At 39.9% G+C, this 26,380-nt stretch carries 27 protein-coding genes and 2 pseudogenes; 16 read left to right on the top strand and 13 right to left on the bottom strand.

Annotated features, from left to right (window positions below):
* Window positions 1–174 precede the first annotated feature (174 nt).
* Complete coding sequence (locus CFPU101_RS03645; protein ID WP_206813974.1) at window positions 175–1,140, top strand: ADP-ribosylglycohydrolase family protein; 966 nt, start codon at window positions 175–177, stop codon at window positions 1,138–1,140.
* A gap of 109 nt (window positions 1,141–1,249) precedes the next feature.
* Window positions 1,250–2,080, top strand: coding sequence for a histidine kinase (locus CFPU101_RS03640; protein ID WP_206813973.1), 831 nt, complete (start codon window positions 1,250–1,252; stop codon window positions 2,078–2,080).
* Window positions 2,081–2,123: 43 nt separating this feature from the next.
* Here CFPU101_RS03640 and CFPU101_RS03635 read toward each other — a convergent pair whose 3' ends face one another.
* A complete protein-coding gene (locus CFPU101_RS03635) occupies window positions 2,124–2,297 on the bottom strand; it encodes a YqaE/Pmp3 family membrane protein (RefSeq protein ID WP_206813972.1) in 174 nt (57 codons plus the stop codon).
* Between the two features lie 169 nt (window positions 2,298–2,466).
* On the opposite strand from CFPU101_RS03635, the gene CFPU101_RS03630 reads away from it, so the two are divergent.
* Entirely contained in the window at window positions 2,467–2,844 is a 378-nt protein-coding gene (locus CFPU101_RS03630) for a phage holin family protein (RefSeq protein WP_206813971.1), read from the top strand.
* A gap of 3 nt (window positions 2,845–2,847) precedes the next feature.
* Here CFPU101_RS03630 and CFPU101_RS03625 read toward each other — a convergent pair whose 3' ends face one another.
* From CFPU101_RS03625 to CFPU101_RS03610, 4 genes are read right to left on the bottom strand one after another with little or no spacing between them, the layout of a single operon-like run.
* Window positions 2,848–4,134: an MFS transporter gene (locus CFPU101_RS03625; RefSeq protein ID WP_206813970.1), complete on the bottom strand. Its 1,287-nt coding sequence runs from the start codon at window positions 4,132–4,134 to the stop codon at window positions 2,848–2,850.
* The gene (bcp, locus tag CFPU101_RS03620) at window positions 4,135–4,605 is read right to left on the bottom strand and encodes a thioredoxin-dependent thiol peroxidase (protein ID WP_206813969.1); all 471 of its coding nucleotides are present in this window, start codon (window positions 4,603–4,605) and stop codon (window positions 4,135–4,137) included. It lies immediately after the preceding gene.
* Window position 4,606: 1 nt separating this feature from the next.
* On the bottom strand, window positions 4,607–5,455 hold the full coding sequence (locus CFPU101_RS03615) for a M56 family metallopeptidase (RefSeq protein WP_206813968.1): 849 nt from the start codon (window positions 5,453–5,455) through the stop codon (window positions 4,607–4,609).
* Window position 5,456: 1 nt separating this feature from the next.
* Window positions 5,457–5,876, bottom strand: a complete 420-nt coding sequence (locus CFPU101_RS03610; protein ID WP_206813967.1) for a BlaI/MecI/CopY family transcriptional regulator — start codon at window positions 5,874–5,876, stop codon at window positions 5,457–5,459.
* Between the two features lie 76 nt (window positions 5,877–5,952).
* Between CFPU101_RS03610 and CFPU101_RS03605 the strand changes: the two genes are divergently transcribed.
* Window positions 5,953–6,255: a DUF4090 family protein gene (locus tag CFPU101_RS03605; protein WP_242577745.1), complete on the top strand. Its 303-nt coding sequence runs from the start codon at window positions 5,953–5,955 to the stop codon at window positions 6,253–6,255.
* Between the two features lie 37 nt (window positions 6,256–6,292).
* Here the strand turns inward: CFPU101_RS03605 and CFPU101_RS03600 are convergent, their stop codons facing one another.
* A complete protein-coding gene (locus CFPU101_RS03600; protein ID WP_206813966.1) occupies window positions 6,293–6,898 on the bottom strand; it encodes a hypothetical protein in 606 nt (201 codons plus the stop codon).
* Between the two features lie 160 nt (window positions 6,899–7,058).
* On the opposite strand from CFPU101_RS03600, the gene CFPU101_RS03595 reads away from it, so the two are divergent.
* The 3 genes from CFPU101_RS03595 (at window position 7,059) to CFPU101_RS03585 (ending at window position 8,210) form a co-directional block, all read left to right on the top strand.
* Complete coding sequence (locus tag CFPU101_RS03595) at window positions 7,059–7,424, top strand: cupin domain-containing protein (protein ID WP_206813965.1); 366 nt, start codon at window positions 7,059–7,061, stop codon at window positions 7,422–7,424.
* A gap of 89 nt (window positions 7,425–7,513) precedes the next feature.
* Window positions 7,514–7,981 carry a DUF29 domain-containing protein gene (locus tag CFPU101_RS03590; RefSeq protein WP_206813964.1) on the top strand — a complete coding sequence of 156 codons (468 nt, stop codon included), beginning with the start codon at window positions 7,514–7,516 and terminating at the stop codon, window positions 7,979–7,981.
* Between the two features lie 49 nt (window positions 7,982–8,030).
* Entirely contained in the window at window positions 8,031–8,210 is a 180-nt protein-coding gene (locus CFPU101_RS03585) for a type II toxin-antitoxin system HicB family antitoxin (protein WP_206813963.1), read from the top strand.
* A gap of 15 nt (window positions 8,211–8,225) precedes the next feature.
* Here CFPU101_RS03585 and CFPU101_RS03580 read toward each other — a convergent pair whose 3' ends face one another.
* The 3 genes from CFPU101_RS03580 to CFPU101_RS03570 all read right to left on the bottom strand — a co-directional run bounded on the left by CFPU101_RS03580 (window position 8,226) and on the right by CFPU101_RS03570 (window position 12,150).
* Window positions 8,226–9,980 carry a ribonuclease J gene (locus CFPU101_RS03580; RefSeq protein ID WP_206813962.1) on the bottom strand — a complete coding sequence of 585 codons (1,755 nt, stop codon included), beginning with the start codon at window positions 9,978–9,980 and terminating at the stop codon, window positions 8,226–8,228.
* A gap of 229 nt (window positions 9,981–10,209) precedes the next feature.
* Window positions 10,210–11,103, bottom strand: a complete 894-nt coding sequence (dapA, locus tag CFPU101_RS03575; RefSeq protein WP_206813961.1) for a 4-hydroxy-tetrahydrodipicolinate synthase — start codon at window positions 11,101–11,103, stop codon at window positions 10,210–10,212.
* A 9-nt stretch (window positions 11,104–11,112) separates the two neighbouring features.
* Window positions 11,113–12,150, bottom strand: coding sequence for an aspartate-semialdehyde dehydrogenase (locus CFPU101_RS03570; RefSeq protein WP_206813960.1), 1,038 nt, complete (start codon window positions 12,148–12,150; stop codon window positions 11,113–11,115).
* Between the two features lie 203 nt (window positions 12,151–12,353).
* Between CFPU101_RS03570 and tig the strand changes: the two genes are divergently transcribed.
* The 3 genes from tig to clpX all read left to right on the top strand — a co-directional run bounded on the left by tig (window position 12,354) and on the right by clpX (window position 15,970).
* Window positions 12,354–13,736 (top strand): trigger factor, encoded by a 1,383-nt coding sequence (gene tig, locus CFPU101_RS03565; protein ID WP_206813959.1) that lies wholly within the window; start codon window positions 12,354–12,356, stop codon window positions 13,734–13,736.
* Window positions 13,737–13,922: 186 nt separating this feature from the next.
* Complete coding sequence (clpP, locus tag CFPU101_RS03560; RefSeq protein WP_206813958.1) at window positions 13,923–14,612, top strand: ATP-dependent Clp endopeptidase proteolytic subunit ClpP; 690 nt, start codon at window positions 13,923–13,925, stop codon at window positions 14,610–14,612.
* Window positions 14,613–14,620: 8 nt separating this feature from the next.
* Entirely contained in the window at window positions 14,621–15,970 is a 1,350-nt protein-coding gene (gene clpX / locus CFPU101_RS03555) for an ATP-dependent protease ATP-binding subunit ClpX (RefSeq protein WP_206813957.1), read from the top strand.
* A 44-nt stretch (window positions 15,971–16,014) separates the two neighbouring features.
* On the opposite strand, the gene CFPU101_RS03550 is transcribed toward clpX, so the two are convergent.
* A complete protein-coding gene (locus tag CFPU101_RS03550) occupies window positions 16,015–16,194 on the bottom strand; it encodes a hypothetical protein (RefSeq protein WP_206813956.1) in 180 nt (59 codons plus the stop codon).
* Between the two features lie 73 nt (window positions 16,195–16,267).
* Window positions 16,268–16,477, bottom strand: a complete 210-nt coding sequence (locus CFPU101_RS03545; protein ID WP_206813955.1) for a hypothetical protein — start codon at window positions 16,475–16,477, stop codon at window positions 16,268–16,270.
* Window positions 16,478–16,549: 72 nt separating this feature from the next.
* Here CFPU101_RS03545 and CFPU101_RS03540 point away from each other — a divergent pair, with 72 nt between their 5' ends.
* The 6 genes and pseudogenes from CFPU101_RS03540 to pth all read left to right on the top strand — a co-directional run bounded on the left by CFPU101_RS03540 (window position 16,550) and on the right by pth (window position 22,097).
* Window positions 16,550–17,410, top strand: coding sequence for an alpha/beta fold hydrolase (locus tag CFPU101_RS03540; protein WP_206813954.1), 861 nt, complete (start codon window positions 16,550–16,552; stop codon window positions 17,408–17,410).
* Window positions 17,411–17,486: 76 nt separating this feature from the next.
* Complete coding sequence (locus CFPU101_RS03535; protein ID WP_206813953.1) at window positions 17,487–17,903, top strand: universal stress protein; 417 nt, start codon at window positions 17,487–17,489, stop codon at window positions 17,901–17,903.
* A gap of 130 nt (window positions 17,904–18,033) precedes the next feature.
* Entirely contained in the window at window positions 18,034–19,164 is a 1,131-nt protein-coding gene (locus tag CFPU101_RS03530) for a SpoIID/LytB domain-containing protein (RefSeq protein WP_206813952.1), read from the top strand.
* 45 nt (window positions 19,165–19,209) lie between these two features.
* A pseudogene (locus CFPU101_RS03525) lies at window positions 19,210–20,729 on the top strand (cryptochrome/photolyase family protein).
* A 446-nt stretch (window positions 20,730–21,175) separates the two neighbouring features.
* The gene (locus CFPU101_RS03520; RefSeq protein WP_206813951.1) at window positions 21,176–21,397 is read left to right on the top strand and encodes a DUF2811 domain-containing protein; all 222 of its coding nucleotides are present in this window, start codon (window positions 21,176–21,178) and stop codon (window positions 21,395–21,397) included.
* A gap of 79 nt (window positions 21,398–21,476) precedes the next feature.
* A complete protein-coding gene (gene pth / locus CFPU101_RS03515) occupies window positions 21,477–22,097 on the top strand; it encodes an aminoacyl-tRNA hydrolase (protein ID WP_206813950.1) in 621 nt (206 codons plus the stop codon).
* 18 nt (window positions 22,098–22,115) lie between these two features.
* On the opposite strand, the gene CFPU101_RS03510 is transcribed toward pth, so the two are convergent.
* Window positions 22,116–25,949, bottom strand: coding sequence for a PAS domain S-box protein (locus CFPU101_RS03510; protein ID WP_206813949.1), 3,834 nt, complete (start codon window positions 25,947–25,949; stop codon window positions 22,116–22,118).
* Between the two features lie 209 nt (window positions 25,950–26,158).
* Window positions 26,159–26,245, bottom strand: a pseudogene (locus CFPU101_RS25395) (helix-turn-helix domain-containing protein); the annotation flags it as partial.
* Window positions 26,246–26,380 lie beyond the last annotated feature (135 nt).

Raw genomic sequence — 26,380 nt, 5'->3', positions numbered from 1 at the left:
TGGAGAGAAGTCGCTAATATTCTGGTATCGTGTCTTGAGGTGAGTCAGTTTAAAAATTAGGGCAAGTCGTATATAACTAAATGACTCTTGTATTAACCTCCTAAACATCGATTCAGATGACTTGGGCGAGGGTGCATAAATGGCTTATATTTATTGTCAAAATGGGTTTTAAATATGTCTAATCAGTCAGTTATAACCGCAGGAATTTTAGGGGTTTGTGTAGGAGATGCTTTAGGTTTACCTGTTCAATTTAGCAAGCGAGAAGAAAGAGAACGATTCCCCATTTCGGATATGATCGGTTATGGAACTTATCATCAACCTCCTGGTACATGGTCTGATGATGGTTCATTAACACTTTGTTTAGTAGATGCACTTTCCCAAGTTTCTCCAAATAATTCCGAAAAATTACTAACACTGGTTTCACAAAACTTTTGCCGTTGGTATACCCAAGGATATTTGACACCTTTTAATCAAGCATTTGACATCGGGGGAACGACCGAACGCTCAGTTAATCATCTTCTTCAAGGTGTATCATTAAAACACTCTGGAGAAAATAGTGAAAAAAGTAACGGCAATGGTTCATTAATGAGAATTTTACCCCTCGCTTTTTGCCATGATTTATTAGTCTTTCCTGAATTGATTAAACTCACCCATCTGGTTTCAGCAATTACTCACGCACATCTACGTTCTCAAATTGCTTGTGGTTTTTATATCAGTATTGCGATTCGTTTATTAGCGGGTGAGTCGGCAAAAACGGCTTATCTTCAAGGAATAGAAGATATTAAAAAAATTTATAGCAAACCGCCTTATATTGTTGAATTACAGCATTTTTCAAGGATTACAGATGGTAAAATTGCTCAACTAAAAATTAATGATATTGCATCGAGTGGTTATGTATTGCATACTCTAGAGGCTTCATTATGGTGTTTAATCAATAGCGAAAATTATGCAGAAGCCGTTTTAAAAGCAGTAAATTTAGGAGATGATACCGATACAACTGCTGCTGTTACGGGAGGTTTAGCAGGTATTTATTACGGTTTAGAAAGTATTCCTCAACATTGGATAGATCAACTGACTAGACGGCAAGATATTGTAGATTTGGCAGAAATTTTGGCAACTAAACTTAAATCAGGTTATTAGAATATTTTTAGATTGGGTTTATTTGATATTAAGGTACGGTTATCCGTTATTTTTTCCATGAAGCCTTGCAGTACCATAAAAAGTAATAGATGAAGTGGGAGAAAAAATTATGACGAACTCAACTAAAGAAGAAATTACACAAGCTCTCGAAAAAGCTAAAGCAGAAGGAAAACTGAGAACCGAAAAAATCAGAGAAATTATTCAAAATGCCGTTTCACAAGCCAAATCAGAAGTTAAAGAAGGCTCAACTGAAGTAAGAACGCTCGTCACTGATTCACTGTCGGCTGTTATTGATACTTATAAAGAAAAAGGAACCGAACTAAAAGACGAAATTACCGCATCTATCGAAGGTATCATTCGTGGTCTAAATACTTCAAAACGTCAAAGTATTTCTGAAACCCAAGCAGAAATTAAACAGCTTGAAGCACAAATTGATGCGACTGAAGCAGCTATTCAAAAAGACGTAGAAGTGATTTTAGATGAAGTTCAGCAAACCAGTAATCAACAACCGACTGAGATTAAAAAAACCATTGATTCTGTAGTGGAAAACTTTAAAAATAGTGAAGAACTCGCTATTTTACAAAAAAGTTACGCTCAACTTAAATCACAACTTGCTGTGTTACAAGCTAATCTAGCTGAAAAATACGGAGATCAGGCAGATATCAAAAAATATCTAGAAGAAGCGAAAGTTTGGTACGAAAAAACGAAAGAAAACCCTGAGCAGTTCAATACTCAAGTTCAACAAAAACAAAAAGACATTGAAGATAAGTTAAGTCAAGCGGGTTCAACCGTTGCCCGCAAAGAAAAAGAAATTAAACTTATTTTACGAGACTTATGGAAATCAATTACTGAATTTTTTCAGGATAAAAAATCACTTCCTAGCCTTCCCGAAAAAACTCAAGAACAAGAATCTTCCGATCAACCCGATCTGATCAAATAGTACGAAAGATTCTTGACTCTTGTAAACACAATTTAACGACGGGTTAAAGCCCAGATCTTTCCGATTCTTTAGTGATAATCCAGAGTGCATGAATAACACCAGGAATCCAAGCAATAAAAGTCAGGACAATATTAATCACAAAAGCAGTGCTGAGGCCCGTCGTTAAAAAAACTGCAAGAGGGGGTAAAACAATGGCTAAAATAATTTTAAGGAGCATAAACGGTTTTCCTCCCGAATCTGAATTCTAGATATTTATCTTTTGCAAACTTTGTCAATTTAATTCTAACATAGCCTTAAAAGTGAGCCTCTTACTGATGAGAGAGGAACTCTTTAGGGAAATTGAGATAAAATATTACTAACTCTGAAAAAATCAAGGAGTAAAAACGATGGTGGGAATATTCTTATCCATACTGGTCACAGCTATAAGTTTATTAGTTGTAGACATTCTCTTTAAGGGTGTCGTAATTACCAGTTTTCCTGTAGCGTTGATTGCAGGTGCTGTAATTGGATTGGTTAACGCATTTGTTAAGCCAATTGTTTCGGTTTTATCTCTTCCTTTAACCCTAGTCACATTAGGCGCATTTACCCTAGTGATTAATGGAATTTGTTTTGCATTAGCAGCGTTTCTGGTGCCTGGTTTTGCGGTTCATGGAGTAATTGCATTTTTACTCGCTCCAGTCATTTTAGCCGCAGCAAATACCTTTTTAACAAAATATTTTGCTGAAAAATATCCATCACTTCCTCCAGCCGAAGCATCAGAATAAACTTTAGTTAATAGCATCGGGTAATTCTTTTTCTACTAACCTCAAAGGTCGGTAACAATAGGCTAAAACCGTTGTTAGCATCAATAATAAACCCAAACAAATAAATAATAAACCGATGCCACGACCTTTTCCGATACCAATGAATTGACCGATGCTATTCGCAAAAAGTCCATCTTGAACCATCAACGGCTCAAAAATGCGATCGGCTAAAATCCCCGCCAAAATTGCAGCAAGGGGTAAAGCAAGTGTTTCTGAGGTTTGATAAAAAGAAAAGATTCTGCCTTGCAAATGCAACGGCGATTTTTTTTGAAAAATAACGCGAGATGCACTATTAATAATAGGGATGCCAAAAAAGCCCAAAAAAGAAGCAAATCCGATTAATAGTACAGAAGAACGCAAACCTGCAATTAATATTGATAATCCTCCCAAAAAAACAAAGGTAAATAGAGCTTTAATTTGGGACTGTAAACCACCTTTAAGACTAAATAAAAGGCTTCCTAACAACATTCCGACTCCTCCCATCGATGTAATCATTCCTAAATTTTCCGCAGACGCAAAAGAGAGAACGAGGGGAGTTAATAAAATTATTGCAATATAAATGATGAAATTATTGCACATCATATAGACGAGCAACCCCAGTAACCCCCGACGAGATGCGATGTAATGCCAACCGTCTAACGCTTCTTGAATTAATGTACTTTTCTTCTTATTCGTTTCGTCGTTACTGGTTTTGAGTTTTGGAATAGAAATCACTGATAAAGTCAGCATCGACACAAAAAAACTGGCAAAATCAAGTAGGATAATTCCCGATAATTTAATCATTCCGAGTAAATATCCCGCTAAAATCGGTGCAATGAGGTTAGATGCAGCATCAGCTAACTGAATTAGTCCATTGGCTCGTTCTAGTGACTGTTTCGGTACTAATTGAGTCGTCGCAGCAAGATAAGCGGGAAGTTGAAAAGCCCCAAAAGTAGAGATCAATGCGGTTGCTAGATAAATTAACCAAATATTCAGATGATTGTTATATAAAAAAAAAGCGATCGCCCCAGTACACAAAGCAGCCCCTGTATCACTTAAAATCATCACTAGACGACGATCCCAACGATCTACTAAAACACCTGCAATAGGAGAAGCCAGCGTAAACGGTAGCGTCACAAACAGATAAAATAAAGAAAATAGTGTAGTAGAGCCAGTGTTTTGATAGAGCCAAACCCCCAGAGCAAAACTTGTCAAACCAGAACCGATTAAAGAGACAAGTTGTCCACTCCAAATCATTAAAAAAGCACTCATCTATCTACTAACCATGTCTTGTAAGGTTTTTAAAACACTTGCTGCATGACCTTTTGTCTTGACATTTTTATAGATATGTGCTATTGAGCCATCGGGTGCTATTAAAAAAGTTGAACGAATAATCCCCATATATTCTTTGCCCATAAACTTCTTTAAACCCCACACCCCATAACTTTCTGCAACTTGATGATCTAGATCACTCAGTAGCTGAATCGATAATTGATGCTTTTTAATGAATCGACAATGGGTCTTTTCTGAGTCTGGACTAATACCAATGATTTCGGCACCGAGTTGATTAAATTCCGAGGATAATTCAGTAAAATCTTTTGCTTCGATTGTACAACCAGGGGTATCATCTTTGGGGTAGAAATAAACAATTAACCAAGACGATAATAATTCAGATAAACTAACTAACTTGCCATCTTGGTTTTTTAGGGCAAAATCTGGGGCTTGCTGTCCAAGTTCAATCATGTTAAGCGTGGAATGGTAGAGTAAAAAACGGCATGAGAGAACCTAAAAGAATAGCCCGATTGTACCAGCTTAATTGAAACGAAGTAGACGCAGGCTCATCTAAAATCAGATTTACTCTTTCTAGCAAACGGCTTTGATCAGATTGATGAAACGCTACACAAATCTGATGAGAAAAATCAAAAGGTGAAACTCGATTAACTTGTTCAGCAACGATCAATAATGATTCAGCAAGTATTAAAGAATCAACAGATTGAGCAGCCATTTGATCAGCGCGAATTTCTCTGAGGAATAATAATTCTTGCCATAAAAGTTTTGTATTAGGTAGCCATGCCGTAAAAGAACGCAGCCACTCTAACCAGAAAAACCAAAAAGTATCACGATAATTATAATGCGCTTTTTCATGTGCTAAAACAGCGTCTAAATGCTTAGCATCAAGAAGCTTAATAATGCCTTGAGTCATGAGTAATTCAGAATTCCAAAAGCCAATTTGTGCGCTGTAAGGAAATTCCGTATCAATCAGGTGAGCAAATTGATTACCGACTAAAGTTTGTGGATGTTTTCGTACCTCTTGTTGTGCGATCCAAGCTTGATAAAAAAGTTGAATCAATTTAAATCCAGCAAAACTTAAGAAAACAATCGCAAATACATAGCTTAACCAATCTGCTTTTAAGCCTAGCATTTTGCCATGATATCCCATGTATAGAATCGCAAGGGATGTCATCAATAAAATCAGGGGAGGAAACAAAAAGAAAAATAAAGAACGTTGCCAACTTTTTTGAGCAAGCGGTGGTACACTTAGCCTAAACCCGCAAGCAATCCCCAACGCAACTAACATCATTAAACTGTGCATCTTATTTCTTCTCCCGTTGACGACGAACTGATTCGATCCGAGATGCGATCGCTTTTAATTGTTCGACACTTGCTGTATCTAGACTATCAGCAAACGAGGCGACTACTTCTGGATTACTAATCGACAGAAAACGATGTAACTGTTCATAGGATTTAATCACTTCAGCCTGTTCGCGGGATACTAAAGGAACCCAATAGAAAACCCGTCCTTGTTTATAACAGCTTAACCAACCTTTGTTTGTCAGACGACGTAAAACCGTTGTCACTGAAGTATAAGCCAATTCTCGATCAGGATCAGATAAAATCCGATCGTGAACATCTTTAACGCTTACTTCTCCCAATTCCCAGACAATATGTAGTATTTCTGATTCTAACGGGCCAAGCGATAATTGTTTCGGACGATAATTCGGTAAAAGACTCATAATTACATAAATGCTCTAGAAAGGAAAAAATACAAAAGCCAAACTGGTAAGATGTTTTAGGACAACTTATTTTATTATGTCTGTTGAAATGAACCAAAATCAATCAACCACTACAGGGGCAGATGCCATCGATGTAGCGATCGCGCAAGGAATTGACTTTGATGGGACACCGATTCCTACTGAAAAACTCGATCTATATCATAAAGTAATGTTACTCGAAGCGCAACGGCAACGCAGTGGCGTAAGTAATACCATGCGTTCTCGAATTGTTCGCATCGGTGCTAAACATATTCCTCAAGAGGAATTAAATCAAATGTTGGCTAATGCTGGCTTTGCACCTTTAAAAGAAAAAGAAATCGCTTTTTATTACACTAAGTAAAATCAGATAGAGACGTGATTAGATGCGTCTCTATCCTTTAGACAGCAGGATTCAAAGCCTTTAACAAAGCCTGTAAAGTAGTATTTTCTTCTGAATTGATCTGTTGATCTAACATCGCAATTTTAACAGCCATTGGTAAAGCGATCGCCGCTAGATCTGGATTAAGTTTCTTCATCAAACTTTCACTCGATTGAGGAACTTTTAAGGCGGATTTAAGGCCTTGTGTCAGGGTTTCATCGAGATTAAGTGGGGTTAATTGCTCTTTTAAAGTTTCCCACTCTAAGATATTTTCTGGGTTACCGACTTGAATCAAATAAGCTAACAAACGACTAACTAGAATTTGTTCTTCAAGACTAATTTTCTTTTTGAATTCATCGGACGGTTGAGATTGAGTACAAGTGTTTTGGGCTAATTGAGTGAGAATTTTTTGCCAATCTGCTTGATCACAAGAATCAGGTTTTCCAACGGATAGAGAAATCTGTATTTGATCGGATGTGGGGGCAAGATGAGTTACTTTTGCTTGCACACCGAGATAACCTAACCAGCGACAAATCGTCTCAATGAGAACGGGGTAAGTCGCTTGAGAATTAGCCAATAAGCGGATCTGTGTTTGGACTAAAGGGCGAACGATTTGGGACAGCATAACGATTAAAACGATTCCTGTTTCTTCAAATCTTAAACGATCGCACTTCTAAGAAAAGATTAAATAATCCTTACTCTATTTTAAAAAACTTGCTTAGATGAACAAAATAAAACTATCCAAATTGTTATACTCTCACCAACATCAGCATCTAGAAATTATCATGACTGAGCTTTTATCTACCCAACGCACCTACGACGCAGAGTCCTTAGTCCGCTTTTCAAATGAGAAAGCGATCGTTACAGAAATAGCAATTACACCACATTCTAGCATTGCCGTATGGGGTGTTCGCCCTGGGCAACAAGTCCCCGCCCATACTCATCCCGACGGACAAGATACTTGGATCATGGTTAGGGGAGAATTAACCTATTATCTAGGTGATGGACAAAAAAAAGTGATTTCCGCAGGTCAGATTGATGTTGCTGAACCGTTACAAGTTCACGGGGCTATTAATGAAGGTACCGAAGATGCAGTATTCCTTTCTATATATTCTGCCCCAACTCTCAAAGTTATTCCCGCCACTCCTTAATAGCTCTAAAGTGCAGAATTCTTTATACTGATGTGATATAAGGGTTTGATCGCCAAACCCTTTTAAAGATAAATTTTAAGATCAGTATTATGTCCATTCCTATTCTTACTTCTCAAACTCCTTACACTCAAGACTTTTATCTCTGGCTTCAAACAACTATTGCACAAATTAAAAAGAAAAGTTTTGAGTCAGTGGACTGGGAGCATTTATTAGAAGAGTTGGAAGATTTGGGAAACGAACAAAAGCATAAGCTAGAAAGTCGTTTACTAATTTTATTGGAACACTTACTAAAATTGGCTTATTGGAGTGTAGAAAGAGAATATAATGCTCGTAATTGGAAAGGAACGATTATTGAGCAAAGAAAACAAATTAAAAAACTACTCAAAAATAATCCTAGTTTAAAATCTTATTTAACAGAAGTTTTTGAAGAGACTTATCAAGATGCCAGAGATATCGTTATTGTCAAAACCGAACTCGCTTCAGATATTTTTCCACTACAACCTGCATTTACATTAGAACAAGTTTTAGATGAAAGTTGGTTGCCTGATTTGAATTAAACTAAAATAAAGAATCAAAGAAATACTCTATTTTTTTAAGTTAGCCATTATGAAAATTAAAGCCATTCTTCATCAAGCCGAAGAAGGCAGATACTGGGCAGAAGTTCCCGCTTTGCCTGGTTGTATCACTGAAGGAGATTCTTTAGAAGAAGTTATGAATAATCTTCAAGATGCTATTACAGGATGGTTGGAAGTAGCTAATGAGTATCAGTTGAAGGTGGGCTATTAACCCACCCTAAGATGATTACGATGCGATCGAAGCGGTTGGACGACGACGACGATAAACTCGTGATGAGGTTGATGACTCAGTGACGGCTGTCTGTAACAAGAAGATTACTAACGGTTGACTTTGTAATTCTCGTTTGATCAGTCGTTGCAAGTTAGTTTCAATTTCTTCACGCAACTGTAATAACTGTGCTTCGGGATTTGAGCTTTGGCTATATTCTTCCCATTTTTCGGTTAAAGTGCGTTCAATTGAGCGAATAATCAGTTGATTTAACAACGAGCGCTCGACACTGGTCACAACTCCTCGAAGATGAATTTCAGGTTGAGTAATTAGTTTACCTTCTCCACTGACGGTAGCTGCGATCGTTACAACTCCATCATCAGCAAGTTGTCGGCGATCCTGCATGACGTGTTCTTGAACGATACCTGCTTGATCAACTAATTCTATACCACTAGGTACCTGTCCAATGACCTCGATGCTGTCTTGAGATAACCCAACGATATCGCCATTTCTGACAATTACAATATTATCTTGAGGAACACCTAAGCTTTGCGCGGTTTGGGAATGTTTGACTAACATCCGATGTTCACCGTGTACAGGCATAAAGAACTTAGGTTTCGTTAAGGCTAACATCAGTTTTTGATCTTCTTGCGCTCCATGTCCTGAAACGTGAATCCCTTTATCACGTCCATAAACAACATTTGCTCCTTGCATCATCAGTTGATCGATAATATTGACCACTGCGATCGTATTTCCTGGGATCGGGTTAGCCGAAAAGATAATGGTATCGCCTTGCTGTATTCTAATCTGAGGGTGCATTCCTTTAGCAATGCGGGTCATTCCTGCTAGGGGTTCACCTTGAGATCCTGTAGTCAGAATTAAAATCTTTTCATCAGGTAAACTCTTGAGGGCTTTGATAGGTTCAAAGATACTATCAGGACATTTAATATAGCCCAAATTGCGAGCGTGGGCGATGACATTGAGCATCGACCGACCGACGACAACCACTTTACGGTTATGTTTTTCAGCTAGTTGTAACACCAGATTAATTCGATGAACCGATGAGGCAAACGTTGTCAACATCAAGCGTCCAGGAGCTTGAGCAAACACGCGATCTAAGTGGGGATAAACTGAAAACTCAGAAGGAGTAAACCCTGGTACTTCTGAATTAGTTGAGTCACTGAGCAGACATAAAACCCCTTTTTCGCCGTATTCGCTCAGTTTTTGGAGGTCGAAGTATTCTTTATCTACAGGAGTGTGATCAATTTTAAAATCACCTGTATGGATAATGACACCAATGGGGGTAGTAATAGCAACCGTAAAACTATCCGCCATTGAGTGAGTATTGCGAATATATTCGACTGAAAAATAACGACCTAAACGGACGGTTTGCCGAGGGGACACTGTTTCAAGAATTGTTCGCTCTGCTAACCCGACTTCTGCTAATTTATCTCGTAAGAGAGCCGTTGCTAACCTTGGTGCGTAAATGATTGGAATATCAAACTGTTTGAGATGATAGGGTAAACCACCAATATGATCTTCATGACCGTGAGTGACGATCATACCTTTAATCTTATGGCTATTTTCCCGTAAATAAGTCATATCGGGTAATACGATATTAACTCCGTGCATCTCTTCGGACGGAAAGCCTAAACCTGCATCGACTAAAATAATTTCGTCTTCGTATTCAAAAATACAGGTATTTTTTCCAATCTCGTGTAAACCTCCCAAGGGGATAACTTTGAGTTTCGACTGAGTTTCGTTTTGTGTCATTAGGTTCCTTATTTTGAGTTGTTTTTGTGAGTCATTTAATCGCTTAAATAAAATGAAATTAGTATAAGTTAGTTTCTTTTAATTAATTTATTAATACTCGGTTTTTATCATTTCTGAGCAATTTTATCTGCTTGATCTTAATCTACCCAACTTTTGAGATTTAGTATACATACCTATCTTTATTTTAGCCTATTTTTTCTGGGGCTAGTTAAACAATTCTGCTCAAAAATCATGATAGTAAGTCTAAATTTCGCATCGCCGCTTCTAACGAGGGGATTAGCTCAAGCGGGAGTGTTTTCAGAGGTAAACGTACCCCTCCAACTGACCAACCTTGCTGATTTAATGCTGCTTTAACTGGAATTGGATTCGTTGTACAGAATAGCACTTTAAACAGATTAAACAACTTAAGATTCAATTCTACAGCTAAAGTGGTTTTTCCATCTTCAAAAGCTTGAATCATTTGTTGAATTTGTTCTCCGACTAGATGACTCGCTACACTAACAACCCCAATACCACCGACGGTCATCATTGGTAAAGTCAGAGAATCATCACCCGAATAGATGGCAAAAGAGGGAGAAGTAAGACAACGGACTTGACAAACTTGATCAATGTTCCCACTTGCTTCTTTAATTGCCACAATATTATCAATTTCGGCAAGTTTAGCAACCGTTTCGGGTAACAGATTTTGCCCTGTTCTTCCTGGGATATTGTACAACATCAAAGGAAAATCTGGACAAGCTTTAGCGATCGCCTTAAAGTGTTCATAGAGTCCATCTTGGGGGGGCTTATTGTAATACGGAACGACTTGTAAAGAGCCATCTAAACCTAATTCGGCGGCTTTTCGGGTGGCTTCAATCGCTTCTGAGGTACTATTAGATCCCGTTCCCGCTAGAATCTTTGCTCTTTTTCCTACGGCATTTTTAACGACTTTAAACAACTCATATTCTTCAGCCCAAGTAAGTGAGGGCGACTCTCCTGTTGTACCACAAATCACTAGCCCATCACTGCCATGAGTCACTAAATAACTAGCTAACTTTTCTGCAACTTCATAAGATACCTGCCCCGACTCATCGAAAGGGGTTACCATTGCCGTTAAAACTCGTCCAAAATGTTGATGGGTCATTCTTTTCCTTTATACAGCAACGACGGAAGGACGTAGCAGATTATTTTTGACTAATAATTCGGCAATTTGTACAGCATTGAGAGCGGCACCTTTGCGGATTTGGTCACCACATAGCCATAATTCTAAACCACAGGGGTGAGAAAGATCTTGACGAATCCGACCGACTAAAACATCATCTTTTCCAGTGGCATCCATCGGCATTGGAAAGTAATTATTCTGCCAATCTTCAACTAATTGAACCCCTGGCGCATTTTTTAAAATTTCTCTGGCTTTTTCGACTGAGAAAGATTGCTCAAATTCTAAATTAACCGCTTCTGAGTGGGCCCGCAACACTGGAACTCTGACACAGGTCGCGCTGACTCGAATGTGAGGGTCATTAAAAATTTTGCGGGTTTCATTGATCATTTTCATCTCTTCTTCACAATATCCTAACTCATTTAAGGACGAGTTGTGAGGGAAAAGGTTAAAAGCCAACGGATAAGGAAATGATTCTGCTACGGGTTGTTGTTGGTCTAAAATCGCTTGTGCTTGGGTTTTGAGTTCTTCCATTGCTCTTGCACCTGCGCCACTGGCTGACTGATAGGTTGCGACCACAATTCGTTTAATGGGTTGAACTTGATGAAGTGGCCAAATCGTCATCCCCAGTAGGATCGTTGTACAATTTGGGTTCGCAATAATCCCTTTATGTTGGGCGGCGGCGGCGGGATTAATTTCGGGGACAACGAGAGGTACATCATGATCCATCCGAAAAGCACTAGAATTATCGATGATCACCGCTCCCGAATCAACGATCGTCTTAACCCATTGTTTAGAGGTCGAGCTTCCCGCAGACGCTAAAACAATATCCACATCTTGAAATGAATGCTCATCAACCGCTTCAATAACGATCAATTCTCCTTTAAAAGATAAAGTTTGACCAGCTGTTCGTGGAGAAGCCAACAGTTTCAAACTCGTTAAAGGAAATTGACGACTCTCTAATAATTCTAAAAGTTCAGTTCCAACGGCTCCCGTTGCCCCTAAAATAGCCACCCGCACGCTCATAGCCAAGTTGTTCTCCTTCAATTGCTTAATTCTTTAGACTTTTTTAAGTCACCAATCAGCGTTACCGTTTACAAATATGTCCCATTCAAAGTTAGATTAGAATAGTATGATCGTTATGCCTTGTTGAATGAGACGATATCTCATAAAAGGATATCATGAGAAGTCCCCATTCCGAAGCCATTTGTTAATTGATAGAGATAGAAAAATCAATGAAAGTTACTCAGGAAAAACTTCCTGCTTCTCAGGTTGGCTTAGAAATCGAAATTTCTGCCGAAACCTCAAAAAACACTTACGAGAAAGTTATTCAAAATTTATCACGTTCTGCTCAAATCCCAGGATTTCGCCCAGGTAAAGTCCCGCGTCCTATCCTCATTCAACGCATGGGACAAGCTCGCATCAAGTCGGCTGCTGTTGAAGATATGATTCAAACAGCCATAGATGAAGCCATACGCCAAGAAAACATCGAATCAATCGGTAATCTTAAGCTGGTTTCTAGTTTTGAGGAATTAGTCGAAAAATACCAACCTGGTGAACCGCTAAGTTTTTCAGCGTCGGTTGATGTTCCCCCAACTGTTGAACCAGGAGATTATCAAAAGCTTGAAGTGACTGCCGAAGAAACGCCTTACGATCCCGAAGAAGTCGAAAAATGGCTAAGTCAAAAACAAGAAGAAAAAGCAATTTTAGTTCCAGTTGAAGATCGCTCGGCTCAATTGGGGGATGTTGTTATTATCGATTATGAAGGAAAATCCCTGACCGAAGCGGGAGAAGCGGGCGAAGAAATTCAAGGGGTTCAAGGTACAGATTTTAGAGTTGATCTAATAGAAGGGCGTTTCATTGAAGGCATGATCGAGGGTATTGTCGGCATGAAACCCGAAGAAACGAAAGATTTAACCCTAACCTTTCCTGAAGATTATCCCAGAGAGGATTTAGCAGGTAAACCCGTTATTTTTACAATCACCGTTAAAGAAGTCAAAGCGAAAGAACTTCCTGAACTAGACGACGATTTTGCTCAAGAAGTCAGTGAGTATGAAACTTTTGAGGAATTGAAAGAATCTTTAGAAAAACGTTACAAAGAACAAGCCGAAACCGAAACCGAAAATAGTATTCACGGTGCAATCACTAAAGCCTTAGTTGAAGTTAGTACAGCCGATCTACCCGAAACTCTGATCGAGCGACAAGTCAATCAAATGCTCACTCAAACCGCGATGCAGATGGAACAGATGGGGCTAGATATTCGCTCCATGTTTAATTCCGACACAGTGCCTCAAATGCGTGCGGAAATCCGTCCCGAAGCCATTGAACGACTTACCCAAGCCTTAGTCTTACAAAAAATTGCCGAAACTGAAGGCATTACAGCCGAACCAGATGCGATTGAAGCTCGTATTCAAGAAATTTCTGAACAACTAGCGGGACAAGATGTCGATCCAGAACGTTTGCAGGAAGTCATCGCCGAAGAAATTGTCACGAAAAAAACCTTAGAATGGCTACAAGAAAAAGCATCAATTACTCTAGTTCCAAAAGGGACATTAAACACTGAAACTGAAGAAGAAACAATAGAAACAGAAGCAGCAGTGATCGAAGACACTGAATAATGTGATCACGTAATAGGGGTGTGGGTGATTACCCTACCCCAATATTTGCACCATTTAAGTTAAACTTGAGGCATAATAAAAAGAACACCAGAAAACGAGATATATTGGTTTTTGAAAGAAATATCAATCTAAAAAATCTCAAAATCTTCGTAAATTGTTCTAAGAAAGCGGTCATCTTATAACCCTATGGTTCAATCACAATCCCCTGACTATCCAATCGTGAGTTATCGTTCACCACTCATCTACTCAGGCCCTGAAAATATTGTACCTGTTGTAGTAGAACAGTCAGGCATGGGTGAGCGAGCTTTTGATATCTACTCACGTTTATTACGAGAAAGAATTATCTTTTTAGGAACCGCGATCGATGATAATGTAGCTGATTCGATTGTCGCACAACTACTGTATTTAGATGCAGAAGATCCCGAAAAAGATATTCAATTGTATATCAACTCTCCAGGTGGCTCAGTCTACGCAGGTCTAGCAATCTACGACACCATTCAGCAAATTCGCCCTGATGTAGCGACCATTTGTTTTGGAATTGCAGCATCGATGGGAGCTTTTCTCCTTTCGAGTGGCACCAAAGGCAAACGGATGGCCCTGCCTAGCAGTAGGATCATGATCCATCAACCCCTCGGTGGCGCACAAGGACAAGCTGTCGAAATAGAAATTCAAGCCAGAGAAATTCTCTACATCAAAAGACGACTCAACGAGATGCTTTCGAGCAATACTGGCCAACCTTACGAAACGATCGCCAACGACACAGAACGCGACTTTTATATGTCGGCTCAAGATGCGAAAAACTACGGTTTAATCGACCAAGTAATCGCTCGTGAAACCCTCGCCGATCCAACTATCCCGGTTACATCACTTAGGTAAAACCGCTTATGTCTAAATACGACTCCCACCTAAAATGTTCGTTTTGTGGTAAATCCCAGGAGCAGGTTCGTAAACTGATCGCTGGTCCGGGAGTCTACATTTGTGATGAATGTGTCGAACTCTGTAACGAAATTCTAGACGAAGAATTGTTAGAACAGCCGACCTCAGTCACGGCGGGTGCGCCACGTCCAGAAGAACGCCCAACGGCAAATAAACGGAAAAGTAACCGCGATCGGCTTTCACTGACTCAAATTCCCAAACCGAGAGAAATTAAAAAGCATTTAGACGAGTATGTCATCGGGCAGCAGGAGGCTAAAAAAGTTCTCTCAGTTGCTGTTTATAACCACTACAAGCGATTAAATGATATCCAATCGCGAAAAGCGGGTCTGAACACAGATGACATCGTAGAACTGCAAAAATCGAACATTCTCCTCGTAGGGCCGACAGGTTCAGGTAAAACTTTACTCGCTCAAACCCTAGCCAAGATTTTAGAGGTTCCTTTTGCCGTCGCGGATGCCACAACCCTAACTGAAGCGGGATATGTTGGGGAAGATGTCGAAAATATTCTACTCAGACTCCTTCAAGTCGCAGATCTCGATGTCGAAGAAGCTCAACGCGGCATTATCTACATCGACGAAATCGATAAAATAGCTCGTAAAAGCGAAAATCCATCGATCACCAGAGATGTATCAGGTGAAGGCGTACAGCAAGCTTTACTGAAAATGTTAGAAGGAACGGTGGCAAATGTGCCGCCCCAAGGTGGACGAAAACACCCCTATCAAGACTGTATCCAAATTGATACCAGTAACATTCTCTTTATCTGCGGTGGTGCCTTTGTTGGTTTAGATCGCGTCATCGAACAACGCAACGGCAAAAAAGCAATGGGCTTTATTCGTCCAGGTGAGAATCAGGTTTCTAAAGATAAACGGGTGGCTGACTTGCTTAAACAAGTAGAACCCGAAGATTTAGTTAAATTTGGCATGATTCCCGAATTTGTGGGTCGTATTCCCGTAATGGCAGCACTCGATCCCCTAGACGAAGAAACATTAATGGCGATCCTAACTCAGCCGAAGAATGCTTTAGTCAAGCAGTATCAAAAACTGCTGAAGATGGACAATGTTCAGTTAGAATTTAAACCAGATGCCGTCCAAGCGATCGCTCAAGAAGCCCATCGACGCAAAACAGGAGCAAGAGCCTTACGCGGAATTGTCGAAGAATTAATGCTAGATGTGATGTACGAGTTACCATCTCGCAAAGATTTAAGACAATGTACCATCACCGAAGAAATGGTCAAAAAACGTTCTACCGCCGATATTTTGATTCATCCATCTTCGATACCGACTCAAGAAACGGCTTAATATAAATTAAAGTAATTTTGTTTAGGGTATCTTAAATAGATATCCTAAAATTTACTGATATTATTTTCCGTAGACTGTAACTTGTTGTTGATGCGTTTTTGGTATTTCCAAGCAATCATTGTTGATAACTCGCACATCTCCCTTGCTTGTTGTTCAGTCATTCTAGCTAAATCTAGAATTTCTTCAAGCTCTGCAACTTGTTGAGAATTAAGTTTTTCTATCATAACCAGTTATTTAATCTTGATTGTGTTCTAATAAGATTCATTTTAACTTCGATTACACGACCTAATAATAATCCTAAATGACGTGAATTTGGTTTCTCGTAGTTATAATAAAAAAGCGAGTTGTTTCAAAATAAGCATAATACTGAGTTAGTATTGCATTATTAGTATAACGATTTAATAACTGTAAAGCTAGATTTGCTCCCCTAATAGTCTCTTGTTCCATTTGCTCAAGTTCTTGATTTAAACGTTCAATTAAGGAGACAATTTCAAAAGGAATAGGCATTTATTCAAAAATCTTAAGATTATGTAAAATTTTGCTGACTCCAATACTGACTCTATTCTATTGTTTTTTAGTATGTTACCCAACTCACTACAAGTCCAACAAACCATCAATATTAGAGGCGTTGATCATTATTATGAATGGATACGCCAGCCGAATGAAAATATCAATAAACCAGTTATGGTATTTATTCACGGTTGGGGCGGATCTGCTAGATACTGGAAACGTACCGCCACAGCTTTATCGGATCAGTTTGATTGTTTGTTGTATGATTTAAGGGGTTTTGGTCGTTCTAAGCTGCCCACAACATCGGTAGAGACGACCTATGATTTAGAAGAATATGCCGATGATTTAGCCTTTTTATTAGATGTTTTAAAGCTTGATCAAATTTATCTCCACAGTCATTCAATGGGGGCATCAGTTGGAGTTTATTTTATTACTTCCTATCCAGAGCGAGTTAAAAAAGCGATTTTGACTTGTAATGGTATTTTTGAATATGATCAAAAAGCGTTCGAGACATTTTATAAATTTGGTGGCTATGTTGTAAAATTTCGTTATCCTTGGTTTCTCAAAGTTCCCTTTGCTGATCGTTTATTTATGGCGCGTTTTTTACACCGTCCTATTGATAAAGCCGAACGATTGGCTTTTTTAGAAGATTATTTATTGGCAGATTATGCGGCGGCACTGGGAACGATTTTTACTTCAGTTAGTAAAAAAGCGGTGGAAGTCATGCCACAAAAATTTGCTCAGATTACCACACCAACTTTATTAATTTCTGGAGAAAAAGATATTATTATTCCAGCGAAATTGGGTCAACAAGCGGCTAAGTTAAATGATAAGATTCAGTATGTAGAAATGTCCAAAACTGCCCATTTTCCAATGCTAGAAGATTTTGACACTTATTTAAAAATCGTCAAAGAGTTTTTAAAAAACTAAAATTTAAAGTGTACTGTGATGGTATAGTTCTAAGGCAGTATGGATACAATAACTGATTTGAGAGGAGACGATCGCAGTGTTAGAAACGATTTTAGTTGCTTTGGATTGTTCCGAAATGTCCACAAACATTTTAGAAGCCCTAAAAACTTTACAAATCACTGCAACAACTGAAATTATTCTCCTTCATGTTCTCCCTTCTCCTGAGACTGGAGTCGATATCGATGCAACACTGCCTCATCAATCTCCAGAATTACTTTATCATCAAGCAGAAGCACATCTCAAAGATCTTCAAAAACAACTTTTAGAGAGTATCATCGAAATTGTTAATGGTGATCCTGCCGAAGAAATTATCCGTTTAGCCAATATTTATCAAGCTGAGTTAGTGGTAATAGGCACACGCGGACTAAAAGGGGTTGATCGTATTATTTCAGATTCGGTTAGTAGTCAAGTGGTTTCTGAGGCTCCTTGTTCGGTCTTGGTTGTCAAACCATAGTTTTCAAAGCAAAATGGGAATAATATGTAGTAGAACTTTGTGCATATGCCATCTACCGCTCAGTTGATTTTACATCCTATTTTCTTCCCTTAGTTCCTAACTGAGGATGAAAAACAGATGACCTCATATTATGAAAGAAAAAAAATTTTTGAATCCGCTTGTACAAAACTTAGGAGCCTTGGCTATTCCTTTAGTTTCAGTTACCGCATTTCTTCCTTTAGTCTTTGCTTATTGGTCTAATCCTCAGCCTGTAGAAACCCAACAGCAATCTATCTTACCCGCTTTGGGCCAAAGTCCCAAAATGAGCGAAAATACGCCCTTACCTTCGTCTCCCGCTATTGTCCTACCTCAACCCATTGCATCCCCAAAAACCACTCCAAAACCTCCCGAACCTCAAAAGGAATTATCACAAAAAGTAGAATCTGTCAAGAGAGAAGTTACAGAAAAGTCAGCACAGACACCGACACAAAAACCTAAAGTGACAGCGACTAAACCTCGAAAAATGGCACCATTACCGCCATCACCGTCTTATAAACCTCCTCAACTAGAAGTTAGAGTAGCGATCGCACGTGATGAACCTCAATCAATGATCGGTGTTTCACAGTCGGCGAATGTCTTGGATCAAAGTGGACAAGTCTTAAAGCAACTTCATTCTGATCAAGGTTTTTCAGTGATTCCCAATGGTTCAAATCTAAATATTGGTAATTCTGTACTCCCTTCGGTTGTTTTTGTACAGCCTAGTAGCGGGGGTTTAGTTTATGTAGGCGATCGCTGGTATCGAGGAAAAATTCTGATTGTTTCCCAAGGTAGTAGTTTATTAGTCGTTAATTATGTCAACTTAGAAGACTATTTATATAGTGTCGTGGGTAGTGAAATGCACCCCAACGCCCCCACCGAAGCACTAAAAGCACAGGCGATCGCGGCTCGTTCCTATGCGTTAGTCCATCTGATTCGGCCCGCGAGTCCTTGGTATAATCTGGGCAATACCCAACGCTGGCAGGTCTATAAAGGCTTACAAAGCGAATATAATACAAGTCATCATGCAGTCAATGAAACAGCAGGTCAAATCCTCAGTTATCAAGGGGGTGTCGTAGAATCATTGTATGCTGCAACCGATGAAATTGTCGCCCGCGCTCATGGTGGAAAAGGCATGAGTCAAACAGGGGCTTATGAGTATGCCAAGAAAGGTTATGATTATCAAGAAATTTTAGGGCATTATTATCCAGGTGTCGGTTTAGCCCGTTTAGTTTTGCAACAGTAGGATAAATGTATTATTTTTAGAAAAGAATCTAAAAAATAAACTTTTATGACGATCGGTATTTGGATGTTAGGCGATCAATTGTGGTTAGAGCCAGCCGCTAAGAAAAGTTGTTCACAAAACCCTAAGATCACTCCAGTTATTCTCATTGAATCTTGTAATCATATTAAAGAGCGTTGGTATCATCGACAAAAAGTGGTTTTAGTTTGGTCAGCAATGCGTCATTTTGCTGAAGAATTAAAACAGTCGGGTTATCGAGTGAGTTATGAAAAAGCTGATGATTTTCTCACTCCCCTTCAGAATTGGATCAAACGAGAAAAGATTACAGAATTACGGGTGATGACTCCAAACGATCGACCTTTTCTGAAACTAATCCAAGAACTTAAGCTTAATTGTAAAATTACTCTAATTCCAAATAATCATTTTTTGTGGTCAACGGATGAGTTTAAAACTTGGGCCAAAACTCGTAAACGTTTATTGTTAGAGGATTTTTATCGAGAAGGGCGCAAACGATTTAAGGTTCTGATGAATGGCAAAGATCCGATCGGGGGAAAATGGAATTTTGATAAGGAAAATCGTAAACCCCCGAAAGGAGAGTTAAAAACACCTAAACCCATTTGGTTTGAACCTGATGAGATCACATTAGAAGTCATTGAAACAGTTAATAAATTTGATTTTCCTTTGTATGGCAACATTCAACCCTTTCGCTGGGGAGTAACTCGACAACAAGCATTAATCATTCTTGAGCATTTTATACAACATAATTTAGCGACATTTGGCCCCTATCAAGATGCGATGATTACTGGAGAGGAAACCATGTGGCAAGTTTAATCTCTCCATACCTCAATCTTGGCTTACTGACACCCTTTGAAGTCATCCAAGCTGTCGAAAACGCTTTTTATGAACAAAAATTAGAAATAAACAGCATAGAAGGATATATTCGTCAAGTTTTGGGGTGGCGGGAATATTTACACGGTTTTTATCATTACAGTGATGAAAACTACGCCCAAAATAATTGGTTTAATCATACTGAACCTTTGCCCGCTTTTTATTGGGATAGTTCACTAACGGATATGAACTGTTTACATCAAACGCTTTCCCAAGTCGAAAAAATGGGCTATGCTCATCATATTCAAAGATTGATGGTATTGAATAACTTTGCTTTGATTATAGGCGTTTCTCCTCAAGAAATCGAAAATTGGTTTCATGCGGTGTTTATTGATGCTTATGACTGGGTGATGCAAACCAATGTAATAGGAATGGGACAATTTGCCGATGGTGGACTGTTAGCATCAAAGCCCTATGCTGCTTCTGCCAATTATATTGATAAAATGAGCGACTATTGTGGTAAATGTGTTTATCAGAAGAACACACGTATAGGTGAAAAAGCTTGTCCGTTTAATTATTTCTATTGGGATTTTTTATTACGTCATCAAGATCAACTGCGTGATCAAGGACGAATGAGCTTGATTTTAGGTCATTTAGATCGTTTAACTACAGATGAGATTAATATGATTCAGTTTCAAGCACACCAATGGCGACAACAACAAAAAAGTCACAAAACATAATCTTGACAATTAACAGATGACTAAATTTGCAATTCTTATTTTTTGGTCTAGTTTTCCCCCATACATTCCCCATTTTTTCCACAGCTTTTTTCTAGTTTTCCACAATTTACCCAGAGTTTTCCACAGGATAGCACGATAGAATCTGGGGTTGAGAACAATAAAAAAGAAACGTTTGTAAAACTAAAAAATTGACAAATACTGAGTTAACATGAAGTAATGTAAAAAAAAATGACCTGTGATCCTTATTTTCTCGTAAATCTATAATTTTTCTGAAGAGTTTTGTAACGTTTCGTAGCATTGACAACTCGACCTACATTCCTTGAAAATAGTCATCACGTCAAATTTTTTATCTTGCACGCTTACCTAGCTTCGACCACTTAAAAAAGTTATGCTTCTTTTAAGTTGCCGTCAGTGAGGGATTTTCTTTTTCCTTTTTTGAGGTCACTATGAGTACATCAATCAGTATTTTGACAGAAATCCCAGAAGAACTTCATGAATCTCTTCAGCACTATTTAGATAGTCATCCGAACTGGGATCAAGATCAAGTTTTTGCCGTTGCTTTATCCGTGTTCTTATTGCAAAATGAGAAAAAGCAGAACCCTAAACCTTCTCGGACTTATAAAAACTGCGCTAAAGTCTATCTAGAGCATCTATTTCAGAAATCTTAAGCTGAGTTAGATTAGTTTGACAAGCGGTGTTAGCTTATTATTCGAAAGTCTGCTGCATTGAAACGAAAATTGCCAGATTATGACTCAAACCTCACCTAAATCGATTGTGATCCCTGAATTAATTGTTGGTTTAGGAAATCCCGAAGAAAAATATCACAAAACGCGACATAATATCGGTTTTGAAGCTGTGGATATTTTAGCTAATGCGTGGGGATTATCTTGGCAACAAAATAAGCGATTTCAGGGATATTTTAGCGAAGGACAACACCGCTATGGCAACAAAATTCGCCTTCTCAAACCTACAACTTATATGAATCGTTCTGGGCAGGCGGTACAAGCGGTTGTAGACTGGTATAAGCTATCTCCAGAATCGATTTTAGTCATTTATGATGAAATGGATTTACCCTTGGGTAAACTCAGATTACGTTTATCGGGTTCTGCGGGGGGACATAATGGCATGAAATCAATTATTTCTCATCTCAATAGCCAAAATTTTCCTCGTTTGCGAATTGGGATCGGAAAAGATCAACAAAAAGAAACGATATCCCATGTTTTAGGGAAATTCACGTCTCAAGAAGCACAAATTACCTCTGAAATTTTGAAAGTAGCCGAAAAAGCAGTTGATTTAAGTCTTAAAGAAGGGTTTGAAAAATCAATGAGTCTTTATAATAGTTTTAGTCTAATGAATGAGCAAAAATAGTTTTTTGAGCAAAAATTATTATTCTGCAATTTTTGCCGCTTCGTGTCGATTCTTCCAAGTAAAGCGAAAAGTTGCTCCCTCACCTAAGTTTGACTCCAAAATGATCGAGCCGCCTTCTGTTTCAATAATTTTCTTAACAATCGATAAACCGATCCCTGTACTTTCTGGATTTTCTTGTCCGTTCAGCGTTTGGAAGATCTCAAAAACTCGCTCATGATTCTCTGGTGCAATACCAGGGCCATTATCGGCGACCGAAAATTCGTAGAATTCTCCTTTTAGATTAGCTCTAATTTCGATCCGACCATCGATGCGATCATTGTATTTGATAGCATTGCTAATGAGATTAGAAAAGACTTGGGATAAAAGTAATCTTTCAGTCAAGAGAATTGGCATTTCTGGCTGTACAAAAATAGTAAAGGTCGAGGGAATCGTCAGAGAGTCGAGAATTTCCGAGAGCAATTCATCAACTTTGACCCGTTCGGTAACGATTTCAGTACGACCAATCCGAGAGTAGGAAAGCAATCCATTAATCAGGGCTTCCATGCGAACAACCCGACTCTGCAAAAGCTTCATTTGGTGCAGGTTTTCTTCGTCGAGTTGCCCTTCTAAATCATCAGCAATCCAAGAAGACAGGTTGTAAATCGCCCGCAAAGGAGCTTTGAGATCATGAGAGACAGTATAAACAAAACGATCTAACTCTTGATTTTGTTCACTTAACTTAGAGGCGGTTTGCTCTAGAGCCACATTTAGCTTAATAAGTTCCGAGGCTTGTTGCTGTAGCTGAAGTGCAGCTTGTTTACGAGCGGTCACATCTCTGAAAAAAACTGTAATACCGTTAGCCGCAGGATAACTATTGACTTCATACCAGCGATCGTGATCTGGATAGAACGCAGTCTGCGAGGCAGCGACGCGATCGCGCATCACGCTCCGATGCATCTGCTCAAACTCGCTACCATTGACACCTGGAAATTCTTCCCAGAAAATTCGGCCAAGCAAATCGTTTGAGGTGCGACCCGTGAGAGTTTCGGCAGCTTGATTGACGTAGATAAATTGCCAGTTCTCGTCGAGCGCAAAAAATCCATCATTGATACTTTCTATAATATGGCGGATTTGCGCCTCACTGTCGTGCAGAGCAATTTGTGACCGTAGCTTTTCGACCGCCAACCAGACACGCTCCGCCGCCGACGAGAGCAGATTGATTTCGCGGGCTTGCCACTGACGCGGCTCATCGGTTGCTGCAATCAGATTCACCGCCCAACGCCCGTCACTAAAGAACGGCACGGCAATATGAGCGCGGATTCCCAATGGCTTATAAGCGGTGGCATAATAATCAACTGTGCGCGGATCGATCTGATTGTCGTCGGAGATGTACAGGTGTCCTGCTCGCTGGAGATCCAGAATGACGGGTGGATAGTTCGAGACGCGGTATTCACCCACCATCGAAGGCAGCGAGGAATGATAGTCGCTGTTGATCCGCCAGCGATCGTGTGCTTCATCAATTTCGGCAAAGTAGCATCGCTTGACTTGCAGATACTGCCCAATCATTTCGGCTGTCGTCGTTATCAACTCATCAGGATTATTGCTGGTGCGAATCGCTTCACCGAGGTCTGACAAGAACTGCGTGTCTTGCTCGCGCATCACGCTCTCGTGAATGTCGGTGCAGGTACCAAACCACTTGACAATTTGCTCTATTTCGTTCTTGAACGGAACACCGCGTACCAATTGCCAACGCCACTCACCTGTTAGATGGCGGAAACGGTGTTTGATCTCAATTGGGTCGCCTGTTTGTAAGGTTGCTGTCCAAACCTCTAGCGTGTGCGGTAAATCATCGGGATGGATAATCTGTTGCCAACCCCATTCGTAAAATGCTTGCGCCTGGATGCCCGTGTATTCTAGCCACTGTTCATTTAGATAATCGATCCCACCATCCGCTTGAGCCGTCCAGATCAGTTGCGGAACGGTGTTAGCCAATAGACGAAACTGTGCTTCACTTTCAAGTAAAGCGGTTTCAGCTTGTTTGCGCTCGGTGATGTCTATTGCCGAACCGAGAATTTGTACTGGCTTTCCCAGTTCATCGCGGGCAAAAATCAAATCGCGGCTTGCCAGCCAACGCCATTGACCGCTTGAGTGTTTCATGCGATATTCGATGGTAAAAATCTCATCTTCTCTTGCGGCTCGAATTCGGTCGTGATGCTGTACGATTTGTTCGAGATCTTCGGGATGGAACAATTCAGCGAAAAGCTGTGAACCGATTCCTTGCACGTCTTTAGGCAAAACGCCTAACATCGGAAAAATTTGTGGACTGACGTACAAATTTCGCCGTTCATTTAGATCGTAAATATAAAGTAGATTCGGCGCAGTTTCGTTGATTCCCTTTAAAAACTTTTCTGATTCACGCAATTGTTCTTCTGCTAATTTTTGATCGCTAATGTCCCGTTGATTTCCCCAAGCTCGAATCAGATAACCATCTTGGATAATGCCAACTAAATTATTGGCGAAGTATTTTGCGTTGCCAAAGCGATCAACTTCATAAGATTCTGCATCTTTCAGTCGGTAGCCAGAGCGAATGAACGATTGTAAATAGTCTATATTGCGAGGATCGGATGAAGATAAAAATTCGCCCAACCGTACTCCAACAATCTCTTCAATCTCAGAAAAGCCATACATCTGAGCCATTACTAGGTTACATTCAGCCAGATAACCATATTGATACATATGCTCAATTTGGGAATGTTCATCAATTGTGATTGAGAGCGGTTCTTCTAACTCAAATCGCCAAATTCCTTCATTACTGTGAGCTACAAAAGCTCGATAGCGTTCTTCCGATTCGCGCAGAGCATCTTCTGTTTGCTGTCGCTCTATCTCAGTGGCAACACGACTAGCAAAAATTGCCAGCAACGATTCCGCTAAATGCACATTCTCTAAAGGTTTACCATCCATCACCCCTAAAATCCCCAGAGGTTTGCCGTCAGAGTCAAAAAAGGGAGCCGCTATATAACTTTCAACGGAGAGCGGCTTGAGTAAGGGCGCATTCGGAAAGTGAGTCTGTACATTGCGCGGGTAGCAGCAAATTTTGCGTTGCCCAATCACTTCCCAGCAGGGTGTATCTTGTAGTGGATAGGTTAGGTTATCTACAATTTGACCTTGAGCCAAGGTGGCGATCGTTCTTAGCTGTTTGGGGTCATCACCTTCTATTAAGCCAATGTAAACATAATCTGTTTCTAAAACTTTGGCAAAATGCTGTACCAGCGCATCGAAAAAAGCACCACCCGTTACTGTCGATACGCCTTGGGTAATCTCTAGCAATGCCGCATCGACCTGAGCAATCTTCTGAGCCGCTAATCTCAGTTCTAGTTCATCGACTACCATTGCTGCTAGGTCAACTAGAGTCGCCTGTTGCTCTGGGGTTAATGGATCATGGGGCTGACTGTCGAGCAGACAAAGTGTTCCCAAATTAAAGCCGTCATGACTGAGCAGGGGCGCACCTGCATAGAACCGCACCCCTGGTTCACTTTGTACGAAGGGATTGCAGGCAAAACGCTTATCAAGCCGAGTATTAGGAATAATCAGAGGCTCATCAGTTAAGACGGCAAAGCTGCAAAGTGTGTCATCACGCGGCACTTCACGAGCATCGAAGCCAATGCAGGACTTGAACCAGGCTCTTGATTCATCGACTAGGGAAATGAGGGCGATCGGCATTTTAAACAACCGTGCTGCTAGAGTAGTAATGCGATCAAATGCCACTTCTGGAGGCGTGTCGAGAATTTTGTAGCGATGCAGTGCCGACAACCGCTCAGTCTCATTTGGAGGTATCGGTAGGGTCAAAGATTTTTGAGTCAGTTGGTCAGTCATAGCGATCGCTTCAGGGCAATAGATTGGAGTTGAAGGTGGGACTATGTTATCTGGTACTCCGTTTTCTCATGATAGTGTCTACGAGTGATCTTTTTTTCCATGAATTACGGCCTTTGCTCCTTGATATCAAAGTATTGCTCTAGAATTTGCTGGCTGCGTTCTAAGAGCCACTCGTCTCTAGAAGAACTGTTAATCTCATTCAGGACGAATCAGATCTGCTTGAGTGCTAAAGGGGAGGGTTGCATATGACCATTTTCCCACCGATTGATCGTACTATAAGTCACACCTAACAGGGCCGCAAATTGCTCTTAGGTCAATGCTGTTAGATGTCGAAGTTCCTGAATCATTTGGCTGACTTCAGGTTGCTCCAGTCGGGCTGTCTTTTTGAGTGAAGATTTTTCTTTAGACTGCATCAAGAAAGCACCCTATAA

This window comes from Chroococcus sp. FPU101 (assembly GCF_017312365.1).
Taxonomy (GTDB): domain Bacteria; phylum Cyanobacteriota; class Cyanobacteriia; order Cyanobacteriales; family Microcystaceae; genus Chroococcus.
This window is presented reverse-complemented; position numbering and strand designations above follow the sequence as displayed.

Excerpts from the sequence above, each read along its gene's own strand:
- CFPU101_RS03645 (WP_206813974.1), top strand. The coding sequence starts at position 175 with ATGTCTAATCAGTCAGTTATAACCGCAGGAATTTTAGGGGTTTGTGTA.
- CFPU101_RS03640 (WP_206813973.1), top strand. The coding sequence starts at position 1,250 with ATGACGAACTCAACTAAAGAAGAAATTACACAAGCTCTCGAAAAAGCT.
- CFPU101_RS03635 (WP_206813972.1), bottom strand. The coding sequence starts at position 2,297 with ATGCTCCTTAAAATTATTTTAGCCATTGTTTTACCCCCTCTTGCAGTT.
- CFPU101_RS03630 (WP_206813971.1), top strand. The coding sequence starts at position 2,467 with ATGGTGGGAATATTCTTATCCATACTGGTCACAGCTATAAGTTTATTA.
- CFPU101_RS03625 (WP_206813970.1), bottom strand. The coding sequence starts at position 4,134 with ATGAGTGCTTTTTTAATGATTTGGAGTGGACAACTTGTCTCTTTAATC.
- bcp (WP_206813969.1), bottom strand. The coding sequence starts at position 4,605 with ATGATTGAACTTGGACAGCAAGCCCCAGATTTTGCCCTAAAAAACCAA.
- CFPU101_RS03615 (WP_206813968.1), bottom strand. The coding sequence starts at position 5,455 with ATGCACAGTTTAATGATGTTAGTTGCGTTGGGGATTGCTTGCGGGTTT.
- CFPU101_RS03610 (WP_206813967.1), bottom strand. The coding sequence starts at position 5,876 with ATGAGTCTTTTACCGAATTATCGTCCGAAACAATTATCGCTTGGCCCG.
- CFPU101_RS03605 (WP_242577745.1), top strand. The coding sequence starts at position 5,953 with ATGTCTGTTGAAATGAACCAAAATCAATCAACCACTACAGGGGCAGAT.
- CFPU101_RS03600 (WP_206813966.1), bottom strand. The coding sequence starts at position 6,898 with ATGCTGTCCCAAATCGTTCGCCCTTTAGTCCAAACACAGATCCGCTTA.
- CFPU101_RS03595 (WP_206813965.1), top strand. The coding sequence starts at position 7,059 with ATGACTGAGCTTTTATCTACCCAACGCACCTACGACGCAGAGTCCTTA.
- CFPU101_RS03590 (WP_206813964.1), top strand. The coding sequence starts at position 7,514 with ATGTCCATTCCTATTCTTACTTCTCAAACTCCTTACACTCAAGACTTT.
- CFPU101_RS03585 (WP_206813963.1), top strand. The coding sequence starts at position 8,031 with ATGAAAATTAAAGCCATTCTTCATCAAGCCGAAGAAGGCAGATACTGG.
- CFPU101_RS03580 (WP_206813962.1), bottom strand. The coding sequence starts at position 9,980 with ATGACACAAAACGAAACTCAGTCGAAACTCAAAGTTATCCCCTTGGGA.
- dapA (WP_206813961.1), bottom strand. The coding sequence starts at position 11,103 with ATGACCCATCAACATTTTGGACGAGTTTTAACGGCAATGGTAACCCCT.
- tig (WP_206813959.1), top strand. The coding sequence starts at position 12,354 with ATGAAAGTTACTCAGGAAAAACTTCCTGCTTCTCAGGTTGGCTTAGAA.
- clpP (WP_206813958.1), top strand. The coding sequence starts at position 13,923 with ATGGTTCAATCACAATCCCCTGACTATCCAATCGTGAGTTATCGTTCA.
- clpX (WP_206813957.1), top strand. The coding sequence starts at position 14,621 with ATGTCTAAATACGACTCCCACCTAAAATGTTCGTTTTGTGGTAAATCC.
- CFPU101_RS03550 (WP_206813956.1), bottom strand. The coding sequence starts at position 16,194 with ATGATAGAAAAACTTAATTCTCAACAAGTTGCAGAGCTTGAAGAAATT.
- CFPU101_RS03545 (WP_206813955.1), bottom strand. The coding sequence starts at position 16,477 with ATGCCTATTCCTTTTGAAATTGTCTCCTTAATTGAACGTTTAAATCAA.
- CFPU101_RS03540 (WP_206813954.1), top strand. The coding sequence starts at position 16,550 with ATGTTACCCAACTCACTACAAGTCCAACAAACCATCAATATTAGAGGC.
- CFPU101_RS03530 (WP_206813952.1), top strand. The coding sequence starts at position 18,034 with ATGAAAGAAAAAAAATTTTTGAATCCGCTTGTACAAAACTTAGGAGCC.
- CFPU101_RS03520 (WP_206813951.1), top strand. The coding sequence starts at position 21,176 with ATGAGTACATCAATCAGTATTTTGACAGAAATCCCAGAAGAACTTCAT.
- pth (WP_206813950.1), top strand. The coding sequence starts at position 21,477 with ATGACTCAAACCTCACCTAAATCGATTGTGATCCCTGAATTAATTGTT.
- CFPU101_RS03510 (WP_206813949.1), bottom strand. The coding sequence starts at position 25,949 with ATGACTGACCAACTGACTCAAAAATCTTTGACCCTACCGATACCTCCA.